General features: G+C 60.8%; 14 protein-coding genes. 7 read left to right on the forward strand and 7 right to left on the reverse strand.

Annotated elements, in window-relative coordinates; genetic code table 11:
• Window positions 1–294 precede the first annotated feature (294 nt).
• Entirely contained in the window at window positions 295–768 is a 474-nt protein-coding gene (locus tag DW233_RS06450; RefSeq protein ID WP_117648547.1) for a hypothetical protein, read from the forward strand.
• 21 nt (window positions 769–789) lie between these two features.
• Here the strand turns inward: DW233_RS06450 and dnaX are convergent, their stop codons facing one another.
• The gene (dnaX, locus tag DW233_RS06455; protein WP_158567818.1) at window positions 790–3,270 is read right to left on the reverse strand and encodes a DNA polymerase III subunit gamma/tau; all 2,481 of its coding nucleotides are present in this window, start codon (window positions 3,268–3,270) and stop codon (window positions 790–792) included.
• Between the two features lie 116 nt (window positions 3,271–3,386).
• Between dnaX and DW233_RS06460 the strand changes: the two genes are divergently transcribed.
• Window positions 3,387–4,103, forward strand: coding sequence for a hypothetical protein (locus DW233_RS06460; RefSeq protein ID WP_089573261.1), 717 nt, complete (start codon window positions 3,387–3,389; stop codon window positions 4,101–4,103).
• A 105-nt stretch (window positions 4,104–4,208) separates the two neighbouring features.
• On the opposite strand, the gene DW233_RS06465 is transcribed toward DW233_RS06460, so the two are convergent.
• The 6 genes from DW233_RS06465 to DW233_RS06485 form a co-directional block, all read right to left on the reverse strand.
• Window positions 4,209–4,868: a DUF5028 domain-containing protein gene (locus DW233_RS06465; protein ID WP_117584193.1), complete on the reverse strand. Its 660-nt coding sequence runs from the start codon at window positions 4,866–4,868 to the stop codon at window positions 4,209–4,211.
• A gap of 5 nt (window positions 4,869–4,873) precedes the next feature.
• The gene (locus DW233_RS06470) at window positions 4,874–5,518 is read right to left on the reverse strand and encodes an ATP-binding cassette domain-containing protein (RefSeq protein ID WP_089573263.1); all 645 of its coding nucleotides are present in this window, start codon (window positions 5,516–5,518) and stop codon (window positions 4,874–4,876) included.
• A complete protein-coding gene (locus DW233_RS06475) occupies window positions 5,515–6,312 on the reverse strand; it encodes a hypothetical protein (RefSeq protein WP_147326479.1) in 798 nt (265 codons plus the stop codon). Before DW233_RS06475 ends, DW233_RS06470 begins: the two co-directional genes overlap by 4 nt.
• 38 nt (window positions 6,313–6,350) lie before the next feature.
• Window positions 6,351–7,232, reverse strand: a complete 882-nt coding sequence (locus tag DW233_RS06480; protein ID WP_089573265.1) for a hypothetical protein — start codon at window positions 7,230–7,232, stop codon at window positions 6,351–6,353.
• Between the two features lie 156 nt (window positions 7,233–7,388).
• Window positions 7,389–7,799, reverse strand: coding sequence for a hypothetical protein (locus DW233_RS10175; RefSeq protein ID WP_147357140.1), 411 nt, complete (start codon window positions 7,797–7,799; stop codon window positions 7,389–7,391).
• A 109-nt stretch (window positions 7,800–7,908) separates the two neighbouring features.
• On the reverse strand, window positions 7,909–10,044 hold the full coding sequence (locus DW233_RS06485; protein WP_158551214.1) for a LuxR C-terminal-related transcriptional regulator: 2,136 nt from the start codon (window positions 10,042–10,044) through the stop codon (window positions 7,909–7,911).
• A 439-nt stretch (window positions 10,045–10,483) separates the two neighbouring features.
• On the opposite strand from DW233_RS06485, the gene DW233_RS06490 reads away from it, so the two are divergent.
• Genes DW233_RS06490 through DW233_RS06510 form a run of 5 tightly spaced genes read left to right on the forward strand, consistent with a single transcriptional unit; the run spans window position 10,484 to window position 18,585 of the window.
• Window positions 10,484–12,337, forward strand: a complete 1,854-nt coding sequence (locus DW233_RS06490) for a serine/threonine-protein kinase (RefSeq protein WP_118267343.1) — start codon at window positions 10,484–10,486, stop codon at window positions 12,335–12,337.
• A complete protein-coding gene (locus DW233_RS06495; RefSeq protein WP_117564937.1) occupies window positions 12,334–13,344 on the forward strand; it encodes an FhaA domain-containing protein in 1,011 nt (336 codons plus the stop codon). Before DW233_RS06490 ends, DW233_RS06495 begins: the two co-directional genes overlap by 4 nt.
• Before the next feature lie 6 nt (window positions 13,345–13,350).
• A complete protein-coding gene (locus DW233_RS06500; protein ID WP_006235180.1) occupies window positions 13,351–13,767 on the forward strand; it encodes an FHA domain-containing protein in 417 nt (138 codons plus the stop codon).
• Window positions 13,764–15,698 carry a Stp1/IreP family PP2C-type Ser/Thr phosphatase gene (locus DW233_RS06505; protein ID WP_117655890.1) on the forward strand — a complete coding sequence of 645 codons (1,935 nt, stop codon included), beginning with the start codon at window positions 13,764–13,766 and terminating at the stop codon, window positions 15,696–15,698. Before DW233_RS06500 ends, DW233_RS06505 begins: the two co-directional genes overlap by 4 nt.
• A 16-nt stretch (window positions 15,699–15,714) precedes the next feature.
• Window positions 15,715–18,585, forward strand: coding sequence for an FtsW/RodA/SpoVE family cell cycle protein (locus DW233_RS06510; protein WP_117797273.1), 2,871 nt, complete (start codon window positions 15,715–15,717; stop codon window positions 18,583–18,585).
• The last annotated feature ends 48 nt before the right edge of the window (window positions 18,586–18,633 follow it).

Raw genomic sequence — 18,633 nt, forward strand, 5'->3', positions numbered from 1 at the left:
TGTTCCGCTATGCGGTTGTCAATTTGCGAAAGAAATTATGCGTCACCCGGGGCGGACACGCTACCTCAGTCGATATACATGTCCTTGAGCGTGACGCACGCCCAAGATTATGCAAGGTCGAATTATGCAAGGTTGCATAATTATCTCAAGCTACATCTAGCAGAGCTGGAACCAGGCAGTTTATGCGTAGGGCTACAAGGCTACATGGCAAAATGCCGAGCCGCTGCTCGAGGCGGCACGCATGGCGGCTGGGTATAATTTGATTGTCATAGATGACGATTTGGAGGTGCCCTCGTGAATGTCCCAGCCGTACTCCAAAACATCCGCTCAAAACACCCCGTTGCATATGTGGTTCTCTATCTCTTTGTCGTCTGGGTATTACTGGTTATCATCACCCATGCCATAGCTTTTGGAGCAGAACTGCTGATAGCCAGCTCGGACCAGCCCGTCGTCAAATGGGAGACGACCGATGAATGCACCGACGGAACCCGAACCATTTACTACAACAGCCCGTCCCTCTACCAAGAGTTCAAGGTCAAGATAAAGGACTCCAAGATTGTCGATGCCGAACTGGGCTCTTTATTTACAATCGGAGCAACCGTCAACGCCGAGCAAGTCGAGTACACGGACAGCCATGCGACGTATCGTATCGACCTCAGCATCCTAGGCCGACCGTCACGCGCCTGTCTGCTCGAATGCGATATACGCGGCACCACGTTGCACATGTCCGAAATACAGATGCGCCCGGGCAAGGGGTTCTCTTCTTGAGCAGTATACCCGCCTGCGCAGCTACTCCACCGGCTTGAAGATGGTGGACTGGCCGAAGACGCTGCGGATGAGGGCTTTGGCCTCGTCCTCGGTCTGCGGGATGCTCGGGGCTGCACCCTGATGGCCGAAGGGGCCGCCCGCACCGGAGTTGGACTCCCAGGGAGCTGCAGGAGCGTCCTCCTCTTTGGGGGCAGTTGCAGCGGACTTGGGCGCGGACGCCGCACCCGGCACGTCGAACGGAGGCAGATCGTCCCCACCAGCATCGGCAACAAAACCGCCAACCATGGCATCGTCGTAGGGAACCTGCTCGGATTCCCATGGCGCAGACGGCGCGGCGGGCTGAGCCTTGGGAGCGGACGCGCGCTCGGGCGCTCGGGGCGCGGGCTCGGTCGGGAGCTTGCCCGTGGCAGGAGCGCCGGCGGGGTTGTCGGAGCGCAGCCAGGGGGCTTTGCCCAGGTCAGACGACTTGGGCGCGGGCGAGGCAGGCTTGGGCGCGGGTGTCGGAGCAGCCGGTTTGGCCATGACGGGCTTAGGCGCCGACGGGGTCGGCGCCGCTATCGGTGCTGCTTTTGGCTGCGTCGCGCTGGCGCTCGAGGATGCAGGGGCCGCCGAGGACACGGGTTGCGGGTCCGCAGATACCGCAGCCCGTGCAGATGGAGAATGCTCCTCATGTTGAGGAGCCGGCGTGCCACCCCCATCCAGGACATAGTCGACGGTACGACGACCGAAGACCGCACTGACTGTCGGCAGGACCACCGACTGCGTGTCGGCGCGTCCAAGCATCTTGATGGCAAAGGTCGAGCCCGCGGGGAACGAGACCGTGAGCCTGGAGCCGTCGTCAGCCGTGGCGCGGGCATTGAGCAAAAGCCCCGCGTAGGAAGCCTGACGCGCCTTGACACGCTCGACAACCTCGGCCCATTTGCGCTGCAGCTCTCCGGCATCCTCGACCGCGGGCGTCTCGGCAGTACCGGCGGCGGCAACCTGGGCGGCGGTGTTGGACTGGGGCTTAGGTGCCGGAGCGGTGGCAGGCGCGGGAGCCGCAACGGGCTGAGGCGTCGGAGTCGGCGCAGGCTGAGGTGCAGGCGCTGCAGGCTTGGAAGCTGACACGGACGCAGAACGGGACGCAGGCTGGGCAGCCGGAACAGCAGCACCACGGTCCCAAGGCATACCGCCCTGGCGCGCGGACGTAGCAGCGGGGGCAGCGGATGCCGCCGGAGCGGCAGCACGAGCGCCCGAAATTAGCGTCGGCTGTTGGGCAGCAGCGGGTACGGATGCTGCAGGCGCGGCGGCCTGAGCAGCAGCCACGCTCGCCGGCACGGCGCCGTTGGCAACCATGGCCTCCAAGCGGGCCACGCGCTCGGCCAATGCCTCAATCGTTAAATCGGCCTCGGGACGTGCCAGGCGCGTGCAGGCGATCTCGAGCACCAGGCGCACGTCGCTCGCGCCCCTCATCTCCAGTGCGGCATCGTCGAGCACCGTCAGCACACGGGCCAGGCGGTCGGCAGGATGCTCGCCAAAGGCAGCGGCCTCGGCAGCAAGCGCCTCGGCCTGCTCGGAGCCGCCCTCAAACAGCTCGGCACGGGCACCGGCAACGCAGGCAACGTACACGTCACGCACATGCGCCACCAGGTCGCGCGTCAGCTCCAGCAGGTCGTTTCCTTCCTCGACCTGCGCACGGATCAGTCCATAGAGCTCGGCAACATCGCGATCGGCAATGGCGCGGGAAAACTCGCCCAGAATCTGGTCCGAAACCTCGCCTAAAAGCGAGCGGGCGTCGTCCGCATGCACAGAACCGTTGCCAAAGACGCTCAGCTGCTCCAGCGTGGACAACGCGTCGCGCATACCGCCCTTGGCATGGCGCGCCACGATAGCCAGCGCCTCATCGTCGTAATCGAAGCCCTCCTGCTCGCACACGTATGCCAGGCGACGCTCGATATCCTCGTTGCCGATGCGATGGAAATCGAAACGCTGGCAGCGCGAGAGGATGGTCTCCAGAATCTTTTGCGGGTCGGTGGTGCACAGCACAAAGATCACGTGTGCCGGCGGCTCCTCGAGCGTCTTGAGCAGCGCGTTGAACGCCGCCGTCGTGAGCATGTGGACCTCGTCGATGATATAGATCTTGTACTTGCCGCGCACCGGGGCAAAGTTGACGGAGTTGATGATTTCCTCGCGCACATTGTCCACGCCCGTGCGGGAGGCGGCATCGAGCTCGTAGACATCGGGGTGGTTACCCTCGGCAATGAGCTCGCACTCCTCGCAAGTACCGTCGGGCATGCAGCCGCTTGCACCCTCGGCGCGCGCCGCCTCGGCATTGCGGCACAGCAGCGCCTTGGCCAGAATGCGCGCCATGGTGGTCTTGCCCGTGCCGCGCGGTCCGCAGAACAGGTAGGCGTGGGACAGGCGCCCCTCGGTGATGGCGTGCTCGAGCGTCGAGACGATATGCTGCTGGCCCACCACGGAGTCAAAGGTGAGCGGGCGATACTTTCGGTACAACGATTCCATGGGTGCTCCCCCGGGTATACTGAGTCTTGTTGCCGCGGCGGCCATGCGGTCGCACGGCATACTGCATTCCATAATAACCCGTACGGCGAGCCCGCCGCGATAGGAGTCCAAAGAGCATGGCAGACGCAGAGAGCAACCTCGTTCCCTCCGAAGCAGCCGACCAGGTCGAGGTCGCGCTCGAGGAGCAGGCCGCAGCCGACGACGGCATCCTGTACCTCAACGAGTACCAATACGAAAACGACCTCGTCACCGACTTCGCCCGCCTGGTCGCCTCGCCCAGGCGTCGCGGCTCGCTGTATGTCGCCGCGGCAATTGCCGCGCTCATCGGCATCGGCATGCTGGTGGCCGGCGGCAACTGGATCAAGTTTGGCGTCGTCTTGATCGTATTCGGCGCCTTTTTGGCCTGGTGGAGCAAAAACCTGCACCACACCCTCGCCCGCGACTTTATCGACGCCGTTGAGGCCGACGAGTCCATGGGTGGCCGCTATCGCCGCGTCGCCGCCAACGAGGACGGCCTGATGGTTTGGGGCACGAGCGGCAAGTCGCAGTTCTTCCCGTTTGAAAAGCTCGACCACGTGCTCGACGGCGAGCGCATCTTTGTGGCCATGTTCGCCGACCAGGGCGTGACGATCCCTAAGGACACCTTTGTCCGCGGCGATGCCGAGCAGTTCGGTCCCTTCCTTAAGGCGCGCATCAACAAAAAACTCCGCATCGAGACCAAACGCAAGAAGATGAAGGCAGAAAAGGCCGCTGCCGAAGCAAAACAGGGCGACAAGCCCCAGGAGACCAAGGGCAAGCAGCGCAAGCAGAAGAAGAGCAAGAAGAAGCGGTAGGCCGGCCGACACCGAAGGCGCCTCGTCCCGCGCCCGATTCCGGGCCGGGGCGCCTGGAATCGGGCGCGCGTACCGCCAATGGACCCGTTTTGCCTTGCTCTCGAGCTATTTCACTTCAAACCTTAAGAGCCTCCGCTCCGGCAGATCGGTCATCTTCATCGTGTAAGTCCCGGGAAATGCTTTCTCAAAACGGACGGTCTCGTAACCTTCGAAATAGTCGTTGGTGTTCTGCATCATAAATGGGACGAGCAACTCGTTTTCTGCCCCAACCTCCACGGCAAACGCAGCAGAGCCGCCAAGGACCGGCATGGCTTGCGTTATCAGATCGGTATTGACTACAAAATCATAGTTTGGCGCAGACTCCGGAACCAGATGCCAAACATACGCTTTGATTCCACCGTCGATATTATCCCTATTTCTGACACGCATCTTTACGGCGATAACGCACGTGATGTCGGCATCCTTCAGTCTCGTTTTCGTATCCACGGTGCCATATTTTGAATAATCGTCATGTGCTCGTTTGAGATACTCGCGCGGCGTGAGCAACTCTGCCCCGTCTATGCAAAACGAATACCCATCAGTCACCACATCCTTCGACCCCAGAAACGCTCCATCCATCGAGAGCCATTCGCCCTCCGCGTAATATTTCTCAGGAATGACCGTCCGGTTCCCGTTAACGACGCTCACCCTCATGCCCGCAAGGCCGGCAGCAGCACAGCAAAAAAGCGCGAGCGCCGATCTTCTCGTCCACAGGGTCTTCTTCATCGCGCTCACGACCTTTCCCGAACTTTCACAACGGCACCGTCGCGCATGCAGTAAACCCGATCGGCCAGTTCCTCGAGCACCTCTCCGTCATGGCTGGACAGAAGGACCTCACGACCCGTTGATGCCGCCATCGCCACAACGCGCTTGAGCATTTCAACGCCCGCTTCGTCGAGGGCATTCGTTGGCTCATCGAGAACAAGCAGCTTCGGCTTCTCCATAATTGCCGCAGCTATCCCCAGACGCTGCTTCATCCCAAGCGAGTATGCTCGGAACTTCTTTTTTTCGTCTGCATCGAGCCCCACGAGCCGCAGGGCAGAGCGAATGTCCTCGGGGGTGGCAACGCCCTTGATCTGAGCGATGAGCTTCAGATTGTCGTAGCCAGACAGATATCCCAAAAAGGAAGGCGCCTCGATCAACATCCCCAGACTCGGCGGGAACGAGATGTCCGCCCCAAGCCTTTGGCCATCGATAGAGATTTCGCCTTCGGTAGGCTTGATCAACCCGCAAACCGCTCGCATGAGCATGGTCTTACCCGAACCGTTTATCCCCTGAAGCCCGACCACAGTCCCAGGGTCAACCTCGATGGACACGTTGCGCAGGACATCGTTTTTACCCATGCGCTTCGATACGCCCCTTACGATCACACTCATATCTTGTCCCCCTTTTCTATAAGGTCGGCCCTTCGAAACCACAGTCCACCCAACGATAGGCATAACGACATAAGCCCAATTGATGACAAGACACTCGAGCCCGCCGCGATTCCCTCTTTGACAATTCCACCCCAGCGCAACAGCATCAAGGCGTTACCCAATAGCGCCCAATGTCGTGCATATGCCGAGCAGATCAGGTAGCTCATTAAAACCACAAACGAGACTGACGACCCAAGCACAAACCCAACCGCTGCCTGCGCAAACGCAAGCGCCTCAAAAGCAAATAAGAGACCTATGAAAAACGGCAGCGCATCTGCCTCGGCAGCTTTGAGAAACCACGGCGCCAAATTAGCCAGTTGAAGCGACTCACCATGAATGACCGCGCTGAACGAGGAGCTCACCACCAAGCTCCAAATCACAACAGAGCAAACCACCACGAGCAGTGAAAATGCCGTTACTGCCGCCACCAAGATAAAACGCGAGACCCACCAAAGGGTTCTTGCCCGGCATCGAACAAGCGCTTGCAAACCAAACCCGTGCAACGATTCGGTCGGATAGTCGAGTGTTGTATAGAGAATAAGCAGAATGAGAAATAGCCATCCTAGCGGAGGCACAAACATGACCCCGGGCCTAGGCTCAAACGGAGCAGATCCGGCAAACACGAGCGCAAGATTATCCGCAAACCCCAAGGTATCCGTTCTAACCCCATACACAGAAGACAATCCGTAGGCGTACACCAAGTTCGCAACGGTCACTGCCGCAATTGCAATAAAAGTGATGATGTTCTTCTTCAAAACGGTCCTCAGGTCCGCGGCGACCAGCCTAAACAGCATCAGACCACCTCGCGTCTTTTCCACGCCCCAGAAAAAGCCAACGAAGCAAGGGTCAATAATATGATTTCCGCAAAACCGGCTCGAATGTCTGGCCAGTTATTCAGCGATTCCGACCTGATGCTGTTGAGGATATTGCAGTTAAACCCCACACAAGCCATTACGCCGAAGATCCAGCCATTTGCAAAATGCCACGCAACCATTAGCAGATACGGGACAATTATCGCTTTGATTCTGCTACGAAACAAAATTGAGAAGCCAGTTACAGCCATGGATAAAGTCCCGAGCGTGACAGCATCGAACAGCGTGTATGCGAGCACATATGACAAAGGATGCGAATAAAATAGACCGGAGAAGTAGCTATGCAGGTAAAGTCCTACGTAAGTCGACTCATCGACCCGAGGAAGATACGCAGGAAAAAGCATCGAGACGATCAGGAAATTGACGAGCAGAGGAATGGCAGTCACTGTAAACGCGGAGAGGAAAGCAGACAGCATCTTTACGTTCACGTACGCCTTTCTGGAAACGCGCGTGCATATCTGCATGTCATAACCACTCAAACGCTCAAAGAGACACGACCAAGATCCAGCCAACATTGCAAGCAGGGGCAGTGCATAGAAAAACACCGACGCAGACAGTGGCGCGTTCGCGCTCACAACAATCCAGTTACCGAAGCTGCTTTCACGTGTTTGACCGAGATAATTTTCGGCTTGCACGCCAACGCCGTAACCAAAAGAAAGAAGGTTGTGGCGCTCTTTTTCCAAATTTGCCCACGGCTCCAGCGCGGCAGCTATTGCAACTGCGACCGCAATCAAGAGAGCAAGGATAAAAGCTGGACGTCTAATCGTTTTCGACAGTTCGTATCTTGCGAGCTTTTGGTTCATACGTCCTCCTCCCCCTTCCGACCCAGAAAGCCGGAAGGGAGCCATTTCAAACAACTATGCGGGAAGCTTGTGGAAATGCCCGACGCAGTCGGGGCTCCATACACCAATAACAGTGCCGTAGCCAGACTCCGCCCATGCAGTCAGTCGCGCCGCAGATCACCCGTTCTCACGGACGAGGTTATACATTTCCCACTGTCCCTTGTGATTCGAACGATACGTTCCCTGAGTACAATTCATGCTGCCGCTACCGCTTGTGTTATACGCACCGTCTGTATATAACCGAAGCGGATTTCCCGTATGGCCCTGGATATCCAGATAGGGCGATGAGGAATCATCCTTTTGACGGTAGCCAGTTGCACTCGTCCCGGCACATTGAAAACTAAATGCCTTATCGGCATTGTTCGTACAGGTCGTAATTCCCGTATCGGCGTTTTGAGTAATGCTGGAAACCTGAGAGGTGTCAAACTCCTCTTGTGCAAACGATGCAGCGGGAACCCCTAGGGACAGACCAGCTGCAATCACCAAGCCGACTCCGATTCGAGCAATAGCGCTCCTTGGCTTAATCATGGCCTTCTCCAATCAAAAGCGGTTAACAATGCGTCGACGCACGGCAACCTTCGCATGAATAGAGAAAGATGTCTGTAAACACCCGCTATTGAGTTGATTGCTCAGGCGTTTACACGTTATTTACCTGCGATAACAATAAAATTAGCTCCGCCTTATTCTTGATCTTCAACTGGCGGTAAGATGCAGACCGCAGCGCTTGCACCGTAGATGCAGCGTAACCGACATCCTCCGCAATGGCCTTTGTCGTTGCCCCCTCTGCCGTCATCAGCAAAATTTGCGACTGAACATCGGAAAGGGAGCGCGACGTAAGCAGGGCCAGCTGGCGCACGCGGGCCGTTTCGGTGGACCCGTTCGCCCGGTACTCCAAGACGGCCTTCTCGTCCTCAACCGAGCGGGCGAGCGCGATGTGCGTAACGAACATGGGCACAGACCAGCAAACAATCACCGTTGCCACGACGACATTGACAGCCGAACTTTGCCCCAACAACGACGCGAGGAACAACGGCTCGAAAACCGTCAGATCCTGCACCATATTGAGCAAGACAGCCCAAACAGGAGCCGTCGCCCCGAAGCAAAGCATCCATATCCCAAGCATTTTGCGCTGCGGACAGCTTCGCATCACTATATATGTGAGCAGCACCCCCGTCAGCACCGCAAGTCCATGGATTCGCCCCCTAGCGACCGCATAGATTAAGGCAACCATGCCCATTGACACCAACGGCACGATAGCCCGAGCATGGGCATGCACCTTAAACGGACGCAGCCCAACAGCGAGCGAAGCCGTAGACGCCACGCCGCAAAACAGGACCGGCACAGCCATCAACGGAACGCGTATGCACATCAATGCCGCGATATAGATAAAAGACCATTCCACAGCAGATAGCACCGCCCATACGTACGGGCTTCCGAGCCAAATCGCTTCACCCGCTCTATCCAGCGCAGCGCCACGATTCGCTTTTCCACCCGCGTAGCGTAGCGACAGAAGCAGTCCGAGACCCAATGCGTAGCTTAAGAGGGAAAAGGCGACAGCCCGCGAAACACCGGACCCCCAATCGCTATCCGCCATTACCAAGGGCCCCGCCGCAAGGAGGATAAAGAATAATGTGAGCAGGTATCGAAACAGCCGGCGCGTTCGAGCTGATGCCACTATATCGTCAGCATGCCGCTGCGGTAGCTCATGCCCTACAGTATCGCCCTCACCCGCAAACAGCGCCACGAGCTCGCGTGAGCCCGCAACCGACGCCTTCCCGTATGCTCGGTGAAGCGTTGTTCTCACCGTCGATGGCTTCGTATCCGTCTCCTTGGCAATTTCCGCCGGCGTTTTCCCTTTGAGCAGCAGTCGAACAAACTGCTCTTCTCTAGGCGACAGGGCAGGGGAAAACACCCCCGCATCGAATGTGTCGGACGCACAGGCGATATCCGAATTGTTGTCCCGTTTCCCCCTTAGCAACATGCATACGAAGGCAGCAGCGATAACGGACCCCATCGCCAGCAATGCAATGACCACGGCATCGCTTGCGAAGTATGCCGCCTCAACAGCCGGAATAAGACCAATAGGAACTGCTACGAGCACAGAACAGGCAAACACGTCGCGCCGCCCATGGCCAAAGGCACGAGGGCGGCAAAACGGCGGGGCCACAGTCAATGCGAGATAGACCAACGGAATTAAAAGCGCAAGGCCAATTGACGCGGCCGTTACAGGGGGCATCCCCCATGGCTCGGGAACGACTCTCCATGAAACTCGACAGCAAAACAGCAGGCAAGACATGACGGCTATTGTTTCTGTAAAAATCGCGTCCTGCGGGTGACGAGTTTCCCTTTCGTCAGTCCGTGTCGACCTCTGCGTCAAAGGAGAGTCCGCCGTGCCCCAAATAACATATGAGAGAAGCAGCGACCCAACAAAGCACGAGACACACGAAACGCCATGTAACAACCAAATCGGTGCAAACACGATTGGAATAGAGTCTCCGCGAGCATAGAAAGCCAGGTCGGCCCATTCGGGAACCGTTGCAATAACACCAAGGAAAACACCGATGGCACCGAGATGCCTCGGCCTTCTCATTCCCCCCTTGCATAGCGCAGCACCATGAACAAACGCCGCGAGGCATGCGCCCAGGATAACGAGCCAGGTCATTGCACCTGACGCTAGGCCGATTGAAGATGAAAACCGGTGATAAGGGGTGACCGCCATTACGACAAGCGCAATGGCGCAGGCAAATGTAGCAGAACGGCGGGAAAAGAGCATACGGCCTCCATAGCGTGTCATTATATCGCTCGAGCCGCTCGTTTATCTCTGTTCTCACACCAGCCAGCATCAATGATTCAGGCGAACTCCAATCCGCGCCAGATCACGGTCCGGCTTTTGTTCGCAGTCCCCACATCAAAGCGGGATGCGGTTTCCTTTTGGACGCCGGTTCGGAAAGCGCATCCCGTTCCAGGGCAATATTCTGGGATGCAGTTTCCGCAGCCCACCCCATTTGGAAAGCGCATCCCATAATTTGGCTGAAAACTGAGATGCGCTTTCCAAACGAGCCGAAACGGGCCGAATCGATCGGGCCACCTCGCATCCCGCTATCCTCGCCATCTGCCCGAGCGTGCTACACTAGCAGCATCTATGCCACCGCGAATGGCTCGGCCCCGTGCCCGCCACTCGCAAACGAACTTTAAACGCACGAGGGTTGGCCATGCCGCTTTTCTCGCAACATACCGCCCGGTTCTCGCCGGACGTTCCTTTGGAGGGCACCAGCTCTCGCGAGCTGCTCAAGCGGTACCAGCCGCTCGAGACGCTTGCGACCGGCGGTTTTGGCTCCATCGAGATCTGCCGCGACACGCACCTGCGCCGCCGCGTCGCCATTAAGCGCATCCCCCTTATCAACGGTGCCGGCATGCCCGCCAGCAACATCATGGATGTCCTACGCGAGGCACACACCGCCGCCATGCTTCAACATCCCAATATCGTGCAGGTTATCGACTTTACGCACGACACCGCCTATGCCTACCTGGTTATGGAATATGTCGACGGCATGTCGCTGGCCGAGTTTTTGCATCGCGTGGACGGCCATTCGCTCACCTTTGACGAGGCCGCGGCAATTGCCGACGCGCTGGGCCAGGCGCTCACCTTTGCCCATAGTAATGGCGTGCTCCACCTGGACATCAAGCCCGCCAACGTGCTCATCGACCACTCGGGCAATGTAAAGCTCACCGACTTTGGCATGGCGCGGCTGTCGTCTGCTGGCGGCTTTGGCGGCTCGCGCGGCGGCACCATCGGCTACATGCCACCCGAGCAGCTCGACATCGAGACCGGCACGGTTGACGAGCGCGCCGATGTCTTTGCCCTTGCCTGTGTGATCTACGAGGGCCTGTGCGGCAGCGCTCCCTTTATGGCCGCCACGCCCGGCGACTCGCTCGGCCGCATCATCGGCGGCGCCACCTACCCCAGCGAGCTCATCCCGCATTTTCCCCCGGGAGCCGAGGCTACGCTCATGAGCGCCCTCTCCCCCATGCCGCAAGACCGCCCCAACAGCATCGAGGCATTTTGCGACCAGCTGCTCGCCGGCTTGGGCAGCGTGCGCGAGGGCCGTCGCAGCCTGGAGCAGATGGTGGGCGAGCTGTCGGATGACGAGCGCGCGGCAGACGGTATCGAGCCATCGACCTACGAGGACGACACCATCGAAGTCGACCCCGCACTTGGCTGGGCGGGCACGCGCTGGAGCTGCGCACGCGATTACACCATGCGCGCCATCTCGGCGCTCTCATGCGGAGCCTTCAGCTTTTTGCTCATGCAGACGGCTGGCGTCGCGGCGCTTCCCGGACTTATTACCGCGGCCATCGCGATTGGGGCGGCCGCCGGCCTGGCCCCGCAGATTGGCTCGGCTATCTCGGCCGTGGGCTTTTTGGTACTTATGGCCAACGCCACCATGCAGGCGCAGGGCATCCTGTCGATGTTGCCCGTCGCGGTGATCTTTGCCGCTGCCATGTCCGGTTGGTGGATCGCCTGGGGTCGCACCGAGGCTGCCGCGAGCGCCGCACTCACCTGCGCGCTTGCGCTTGGCTGTCTGACCGGCAATACCTTCCTGGCAGCTGGGGTCGCCGCCGGCGTCGCGTCATTTTGGCTCGGCCCGGCAAGCGCCGCCGCGGCAACGGGCATGGGCGCGCTTTTTGCCCGTCTGGCCACGGTCGCGCTTTCAGCCGGAGGCGTGCTGGGGCTCGGCAACGTTGCCGCAGCGCTGGAAGACCCGCTCCTTTGGGCTGCCTTTGCGCTGGTCGCGACAACTGCCGCGGCGTCATCTGCGCTGCTCAATGCCCATGCCAAGCGTGCCGATCAGGGCTCAAACCTTGCCGCCATCGCCGCCATCGCTGTCACCGGCATCGGCTGCGCAGCGGCATCCTGTCTTGCACACCATATGGAAATTGCCAGCCTTGCAGCCGCGGTCGCCGCCAAGGCGGCAGTTGCGGGAACCCTATCCTCTATAATCGTTGGGATATGCCTATATTTGCTCGGATACCAAAGAACCTATACGGAGAGTGATCTTTCGTGAACTTCCTGAACATCTTCGAGGACCACGTGGCCGGCATCTTCGGTGCCACCCGTGCCCCGTTCTCCTTTAAGAAGCTTGCCAAGCAGGCCGCTCGCGACATGGAGGATCAGACTCTGGTGATCAATGGCGTCAACACGGCGCCGGCACTCTATACCATCCTGATCGCCGCCGACGACGATCCCATGCTCGCCCCGTTCTACCCCGAGCTTTCGCGCGAGGTCCGCGAGTTTGTGAAGGCGCAGGCCGAAAAGCGCCGTTATGTCTTTGTCGGCGAGCCCCTCGTGCGCTTTATGATCGATCCGCAGCTGCGCGCCGGCAAGTTCTCGGTCTTTGCCGAGAACGTCGATGCCCCCACGCTCGGCCGCCTGTACGAAGAAGAGCGCGCCTATCAAAACGGTCTGGGCCAAAACAACTCCGCGGCAAGCCGTGCCGCCAGCGCCCCGCGCGCCGGCCAGCAGCAGTTTGCTGCCCCGCAGCCGCAGCGCCCCGCCGCCATGCCCCAGCAGCAGCCGACGCCTCGCGCCGCCGCTCCTGACCCGCTTGCCGTAGCAGATCCCTTCGCGCCTAGCGTCCCCGACCCCGCCGCTCCTATCCCGGTGCCGCAGACCGTCTCGCGCGACGCGCTTGCCGGCATGGGCGGAGCCGCCGCGACCGGTGCCGCCGTGGGCCTAGGCGCCGCAGCCGGCATCGCCTCCAACATGGCGAGCACTCGCGCCCCACAGCGCCCGCTCGCCCAGCTCGTCGACGTCGTGAGCGGCGAGAGCCATAGCATCACCTCCGCACAGGTGACTATCGGTCGCGAGCGCTCAGTTTCCGATATTGCCCTGCGCGACCCCAACGTGTCGCGCCGCCACGCCCAGCTCACCTTTACGGGCTCGGATTGGTCGATCGAGGACCTCAATTCCACCAACGGCACGCTCGTCAACAACCGCCGCATTACGCGCTGCCCGCTGCGCAACGGCGATCTGCTGACGTTTGGCCTGAGCACCTTTGAATTTAGGGGATAGTCTCTTATGAACATCGATATCGTCCTTTTTGCAGGCCGCATCGTCCTGGTCGCCCTGCTCTATATCTTCCTGTTCGCCGTCATGAAGACCGGCGTGGGACTTGTGCGCGGGCAGCGTCGCGACTCGGCTATCTGGACGATCGATGTGGACAAGGGTCCGCGCGGTATCCGCGGCATCCACGTAGACATGCTCGGCCCCGTCATCGTCGGTCGCTCGCCATCTTCGGACATCTGCATCAACGAACCGTTCGTCTCGGCCTCGCATGCGCGCTTTTCGCTGCAGGGCCCGGCGCTCATCATCGAGGACCTCAACTCGCTTAACGGCACGCTCGTCAACGGCCGCCAGCTTGTGGAGCCCGCAACGCTGCGCGAGGGCGACGAAGTCCAGATTGGCGACGTGGTCATGAAGGTGAACCGTCGATGATCGACGAGGAGAACAAGTCCGCAACCATGACCGAGGCACCGGCTGCCGCCGTAGCTGCACCGGCCCACGCCGCTCCGGCGGACTCCACACCCGTGGAACCCGAGGACACCGTGTTCTCCCTGCCTCTTTCGCATGTAACGCATGATATTTCGGATCTCGCCGATAACGAGGGCGAAGAGGATGCCGTAGCGGCGCCCATCGGCGCACATGCTGCGGAACAGCCCACAGCGCCCGAAGCAACCCCGGCGCCGGCTCACTTTGCAGAGCCCGTCGCCGCGGCAATCAACGAGAGCGCTGCGGTGTTTGCGGCACCCGAACCCGCCGCGCCGGCGTTTCCCATAGCCCCGGCATCCGAGGTTGCGCCCGCGTCTACGCCGGCGCCCGAGGCGGGGCCATCCCCCGAGGACGGCCCTGCACCCAAGGCCCCGCAGCCTGCGCCCGCAAGCGAGTCCGATGCCGTGGCCGAGCCCGCCGCCCAGTCGCAAAGCACACCCGCGCCGTCGCACTTTGCGACGCCCGAGCCTATAGACGTCAGCCCGCAAGACGACGAGTCGATCGCCTGCGCGTCCGCAGAGCCCGGCTCCCCGGACACCGGCGATTCCGAATCAAACGCCGAGACCGACACCGTCTCTCCCGGTGACACAGCCGAGATCGACGTTGCCGCCGTTGAGGCCAAGCTCAAAGACCCCGGCTCGACCATGAGCTTTGAGCCCCTGACCGAGGAGCGCATCGAGACCGACTCGACCTATGATGCCGGCACCACCACGCAACTCATGTGGGGCGCCCGCTCTGACGTTGGCTGCGTACGCCCGCACAATGAGGATTCCTACCTGGTGCAGTCGCCGCTCTTTTGCGTATGCGACGGCATGGGCGGTCACGCCGCCGGCGAGGTAGCCTCTTCCATCGCCGTCGAGACTATTGCCAAGACGGCCCCGCAGTCCGCCGACGCAGCACGCCTAGCCGCAGCCGTCGAGGCAGCCAACGCCGCCGTAATCGAGGCGGCCCTGAACGGCCTGGGCAAGCCCGGCATGGGCTGCACAGCCACTTGCGCCTATATCGAAAACGACACGCTCGCCATCGCCCACGTGGGTGACTCTCGCGCCTACCTGCTCCACGAGGGCACGCTCATCCGCGTGACCCGCGACCACTCCTACGTGGAGGAGCTCGTGGACGCCGGCGAGATTACGGCAGACGAGGCTCGCGTCCACCCCAACCGCTCGGTCATCACCCGTGCGCTGGGCTCGGACCCCGCCATGTATGCCGACCACTTCACTCTGCATATCGAGGAAGGCGACCGCCTGATCCTTTGCTCTGACGGCCTTTCGAGCATGATTCCTGATAGCGATATCGAGAACATCGCCACGCAGTCCTCAACCGCGCAAATCTGCGTCGACAACCTAGTGGACGCGGCGCTTGCCGCCGGCGGCCACGACAACGTGACCGTAGTAGTCGTTGACCTGGTTGACGATGGCGTTATGCGCGAGGCGCAACGCGTGCGTCGCCGCAACATTACTATCGCCGCCATCCTGGCCCTCGTCTTTGTGCTGGCAGCTGGCATCTGGGCCTACACGGGTGTCACCGGCTCGTACTACCTGGGTACCCACCAGGGCAATGTCGCCGTCTGGCGCGGCCTGCCCGGCAAGCCGCTCGGACTCAAGCTTCACTGGCTCGAAAGCGAAACCAGTATTAAGCTGTCCGACCTGCCCGAAGACACGCAAAACCGCCTCAAGGCGGGCATTCCGCAAACAAGTGTCGACGATGCGCAGGACACGATATCCAAGTACCGCCACCAGATCGACGAGGAGCAGACCCGCCAGGTGATCGACGCGCAAACGATTCGCGACAACACCAATCAGGGATCGACCTCCGAATCAGATTCCGAGAAAACCGCCGAACAGTCCGCCGAGGCCGAAGCCTCCGAAAAGAACTAGAAAGGGAGTGCCGCTTATGAGTCGCCGCAACACCGAGCTGCTCTTGCTCATCGCCTCGGCGTTCCCCGTCATCCTGCTGTATGCGATGTACGTGCTCACCGCGGGCGCTGCCATCTCCTTTGAGACGCTCGCCGTACCGATCGGCCTCTTTGCCGCCTTTGCCGCGGCCCACATTGCCGTGCGCATCTTGGCGCCCGGTGCCGACCCCGCCATCCTGCCCATTGTCTTTGTGCTTTCGGGCATCGGTATCACGTTCGTGACGCGTCTCGCACCCGCTCTCGCGATCTCACAGCTCATCATCCTGTTTGTCTCGGTGGCCCTGATGGTGGGAACGCTCGCACTGGTCAAAAACCTCGACGTGGTCATGCGCTACAAGTACACCTTTGGCATTATCGGCATCATTCTGCTGATGCTGCCTATCTTTATCGGCACCACGATCTCGGGCTCCAAGCTGTGGATTCGCATCGCAGGCTTTACCATCCAGCCCGGCGAGTTCGCCAAGGTCTTTATCGTGCTGTTCCTGGCCGGGTACCTGGCCGAGAACCGCGAGCTGCTCTCCATCTCCAACCGCAAGATCCTGGGCTTTAAGATCCCTCGCCTGCGACTGCTGCTGCCGCTGTTTGCCGTGTGGGGCGTGTGCCTACTCGTTGTCGTCTTCGAACGCGACCTGGGTTCGGCCGTGCTGTTCTACACCATCTTCTTGCTGATGCTCTACGTTGCCACGGGGCGCTTTTCGTATGTCGTTATCGGCCTTGCGCTCTTAGCCGTTGGAGCCGTGGGCGCCTACAAGTTCCTGTCGCACGTTCAGGTGCGTTTCCAGGTTTGGGTCGATCCGTTTAAGGACGCCCAGGGCCAGGGCTACCAGATCGTCCAGTCGCTCTTCTCGCTTGCCGATGGCGGTCTGGTCGGTGTTGGCATCGGCAACGGCATGGCCAACAACATCCCTGTCGTCGAGTCCGACTTTATCTTCTCTGCCATCGGCGAGGAGATGGGCCTTTTGGGCGGCGGCGCCGTGCTCATCCTGTTTATGCTCTTTGCCGTGCGTGGCCTCACCACGGCTGCCCGCGCTAAATCCGACCTCGCCGCCTTTAGCGCCACGGGCCTTACGGCCGCCATCAGCTTCCAGGCCTTTTTGATCGTGGGCGGCGTTACCCGCCTGATCCCGCTGACCGGCGTCACCCTGCCCTTTATGAGCCAGGGCGGTTCCTCGCTGCTGGCAAGCTTTATCATCGTCGCGCTCCTGCTGCGCGCCGGTGACGAAGCGACCGGACGCGAGGCCGAGCTTACCGGCACCGGCACCATGACCGCCATCACCGATGATCAGGTCGCATCCGCCGCCGCCCCGACGGGCACGCGCTTTGCCACCTCGTCTTCCTACGGCAGCGGCAGCCATTCCGTCGGCTCGCGCATGCGCCGTCGCCTGCTCGACACGCCTGAATCCGGTGTGCTCGGCCGCGTTGCGCTCGCCAACCGTCTAACCCGTGCGGTGCTCGCCTTTACGGCACTGTTCGCCATCCTTATCGGCAACCTCACCTATGTCCAGGTCATCAAGGCCAAGGACTATCAGGATATGCCGACCAACAACCACACTATCGCCCGCTCCAAGTACATCCAGCGCGGTTCCATCATCACGTCCGACGGCGTGACGCTGGCCGAGTCGCTGCAGCAGGAGGACGGCACCTACGTACGCTCCTACCCCAACGGCAACCTGGCAGCGCACGTGGTTGGCTACGTGAGCCAGCAGTATGGCACCACCGCCATCGAGAGTGTCATGAACGACACGCTCACCGGCTCTAAGGATTACTCCAGCTGGAACAACGCCATCGCGTCGCTCGCGGGCCAGACCCAGCCGGGCAACACCGCCAAGCTCACCATCGACTCGCGTATCCAGACGGCGGCCGAGCAGGCGCTCAAGGGCTTTAAGGGCGCTGTAGTGGTCATCGACCCGCGTACCGGTGCGGTGCTCGCATGCGCCAGCTCGCCCACCTATGACAACACCAACATCGACGCCCTGCTGCAGGCGGGCGGCGGCGAGGACGGCTCCATGTACAATCGCGCCATGGACGCGCTGTACACGCCGGGCTCCACGTTTAAGGTCGTTACGCTTTCCGCGGCACTCGAGACCGGCACCGCCAGCCTTACCAGCACCTACCAGGCGCCCGGCTCCATGGACATCGGCAACGCGCCGGTCACCAACTATGCCAACGAGAGCTACGGCACCATCAGCCTGCAGCAGGCCTTTGCCGTGTCCTCCAACGTCGTCTTTGGCCAGGTGGCAAACGAAGTTGGCGCAAACACGCTCGTGCAGTTTGCCAACGCCTTTGGCTACGGCCAAAAGCTCGGCCAGGACCTGACCTCCGCGGCCTCCATCATGGCCGACCCGTCGCTCATGACCGAGTGGGAGACCGCCTGGGCCGGCGCCGGCCAGCCTGTCGGCATGGACCACACGCCCGGCCCGCAGACCACCGTCATGCAAAACGCCGTGATTGCCGCCGCCATCGCTAACAGTGGCGTGGTCATGGACCCGTACTTTGTAGCCCAGGTACTCGCCCCGGACGGAACTGTGGTCAAGACCACGCAGTCCCGCTCGCTGGGTCAGGCCGTCAGCTCCGCCACGGCCGACCAGGTCAAGCAGGCCATGCTCGCCGTCGTCCAGTCCGGTACCGGCACCGATGCCCAGGTCCCCGGCGTCAAGGTCGCCGGCAAGACCGGCTCGGCCGAGACCGGCGGCACCAACGTCAACTCGATGTTCGTTGGCTTTGCACCTTACGATTCACCCACGGTCGCCATCTCGGTGGCCTTGGAGGATTACGACAAACACGACGTCAAGGCGGCCAAGATTGCCGGCATCGTCCTGACCGCAGCGCTCGCCGCACAGGGAGCGTGATGCCCATGATCGAATCGGACACCCGAGGCGCGCCGCGACCGAAGAGTT

The organism is Collinsella sp. AM20-15AC (genome assembly GCF_003471405.1).
Lineage (GTDB): Bacteria > Actinomycetota > Coriobacteriia > Coriobacteriales > Coriobacteriaceae > Collinsella.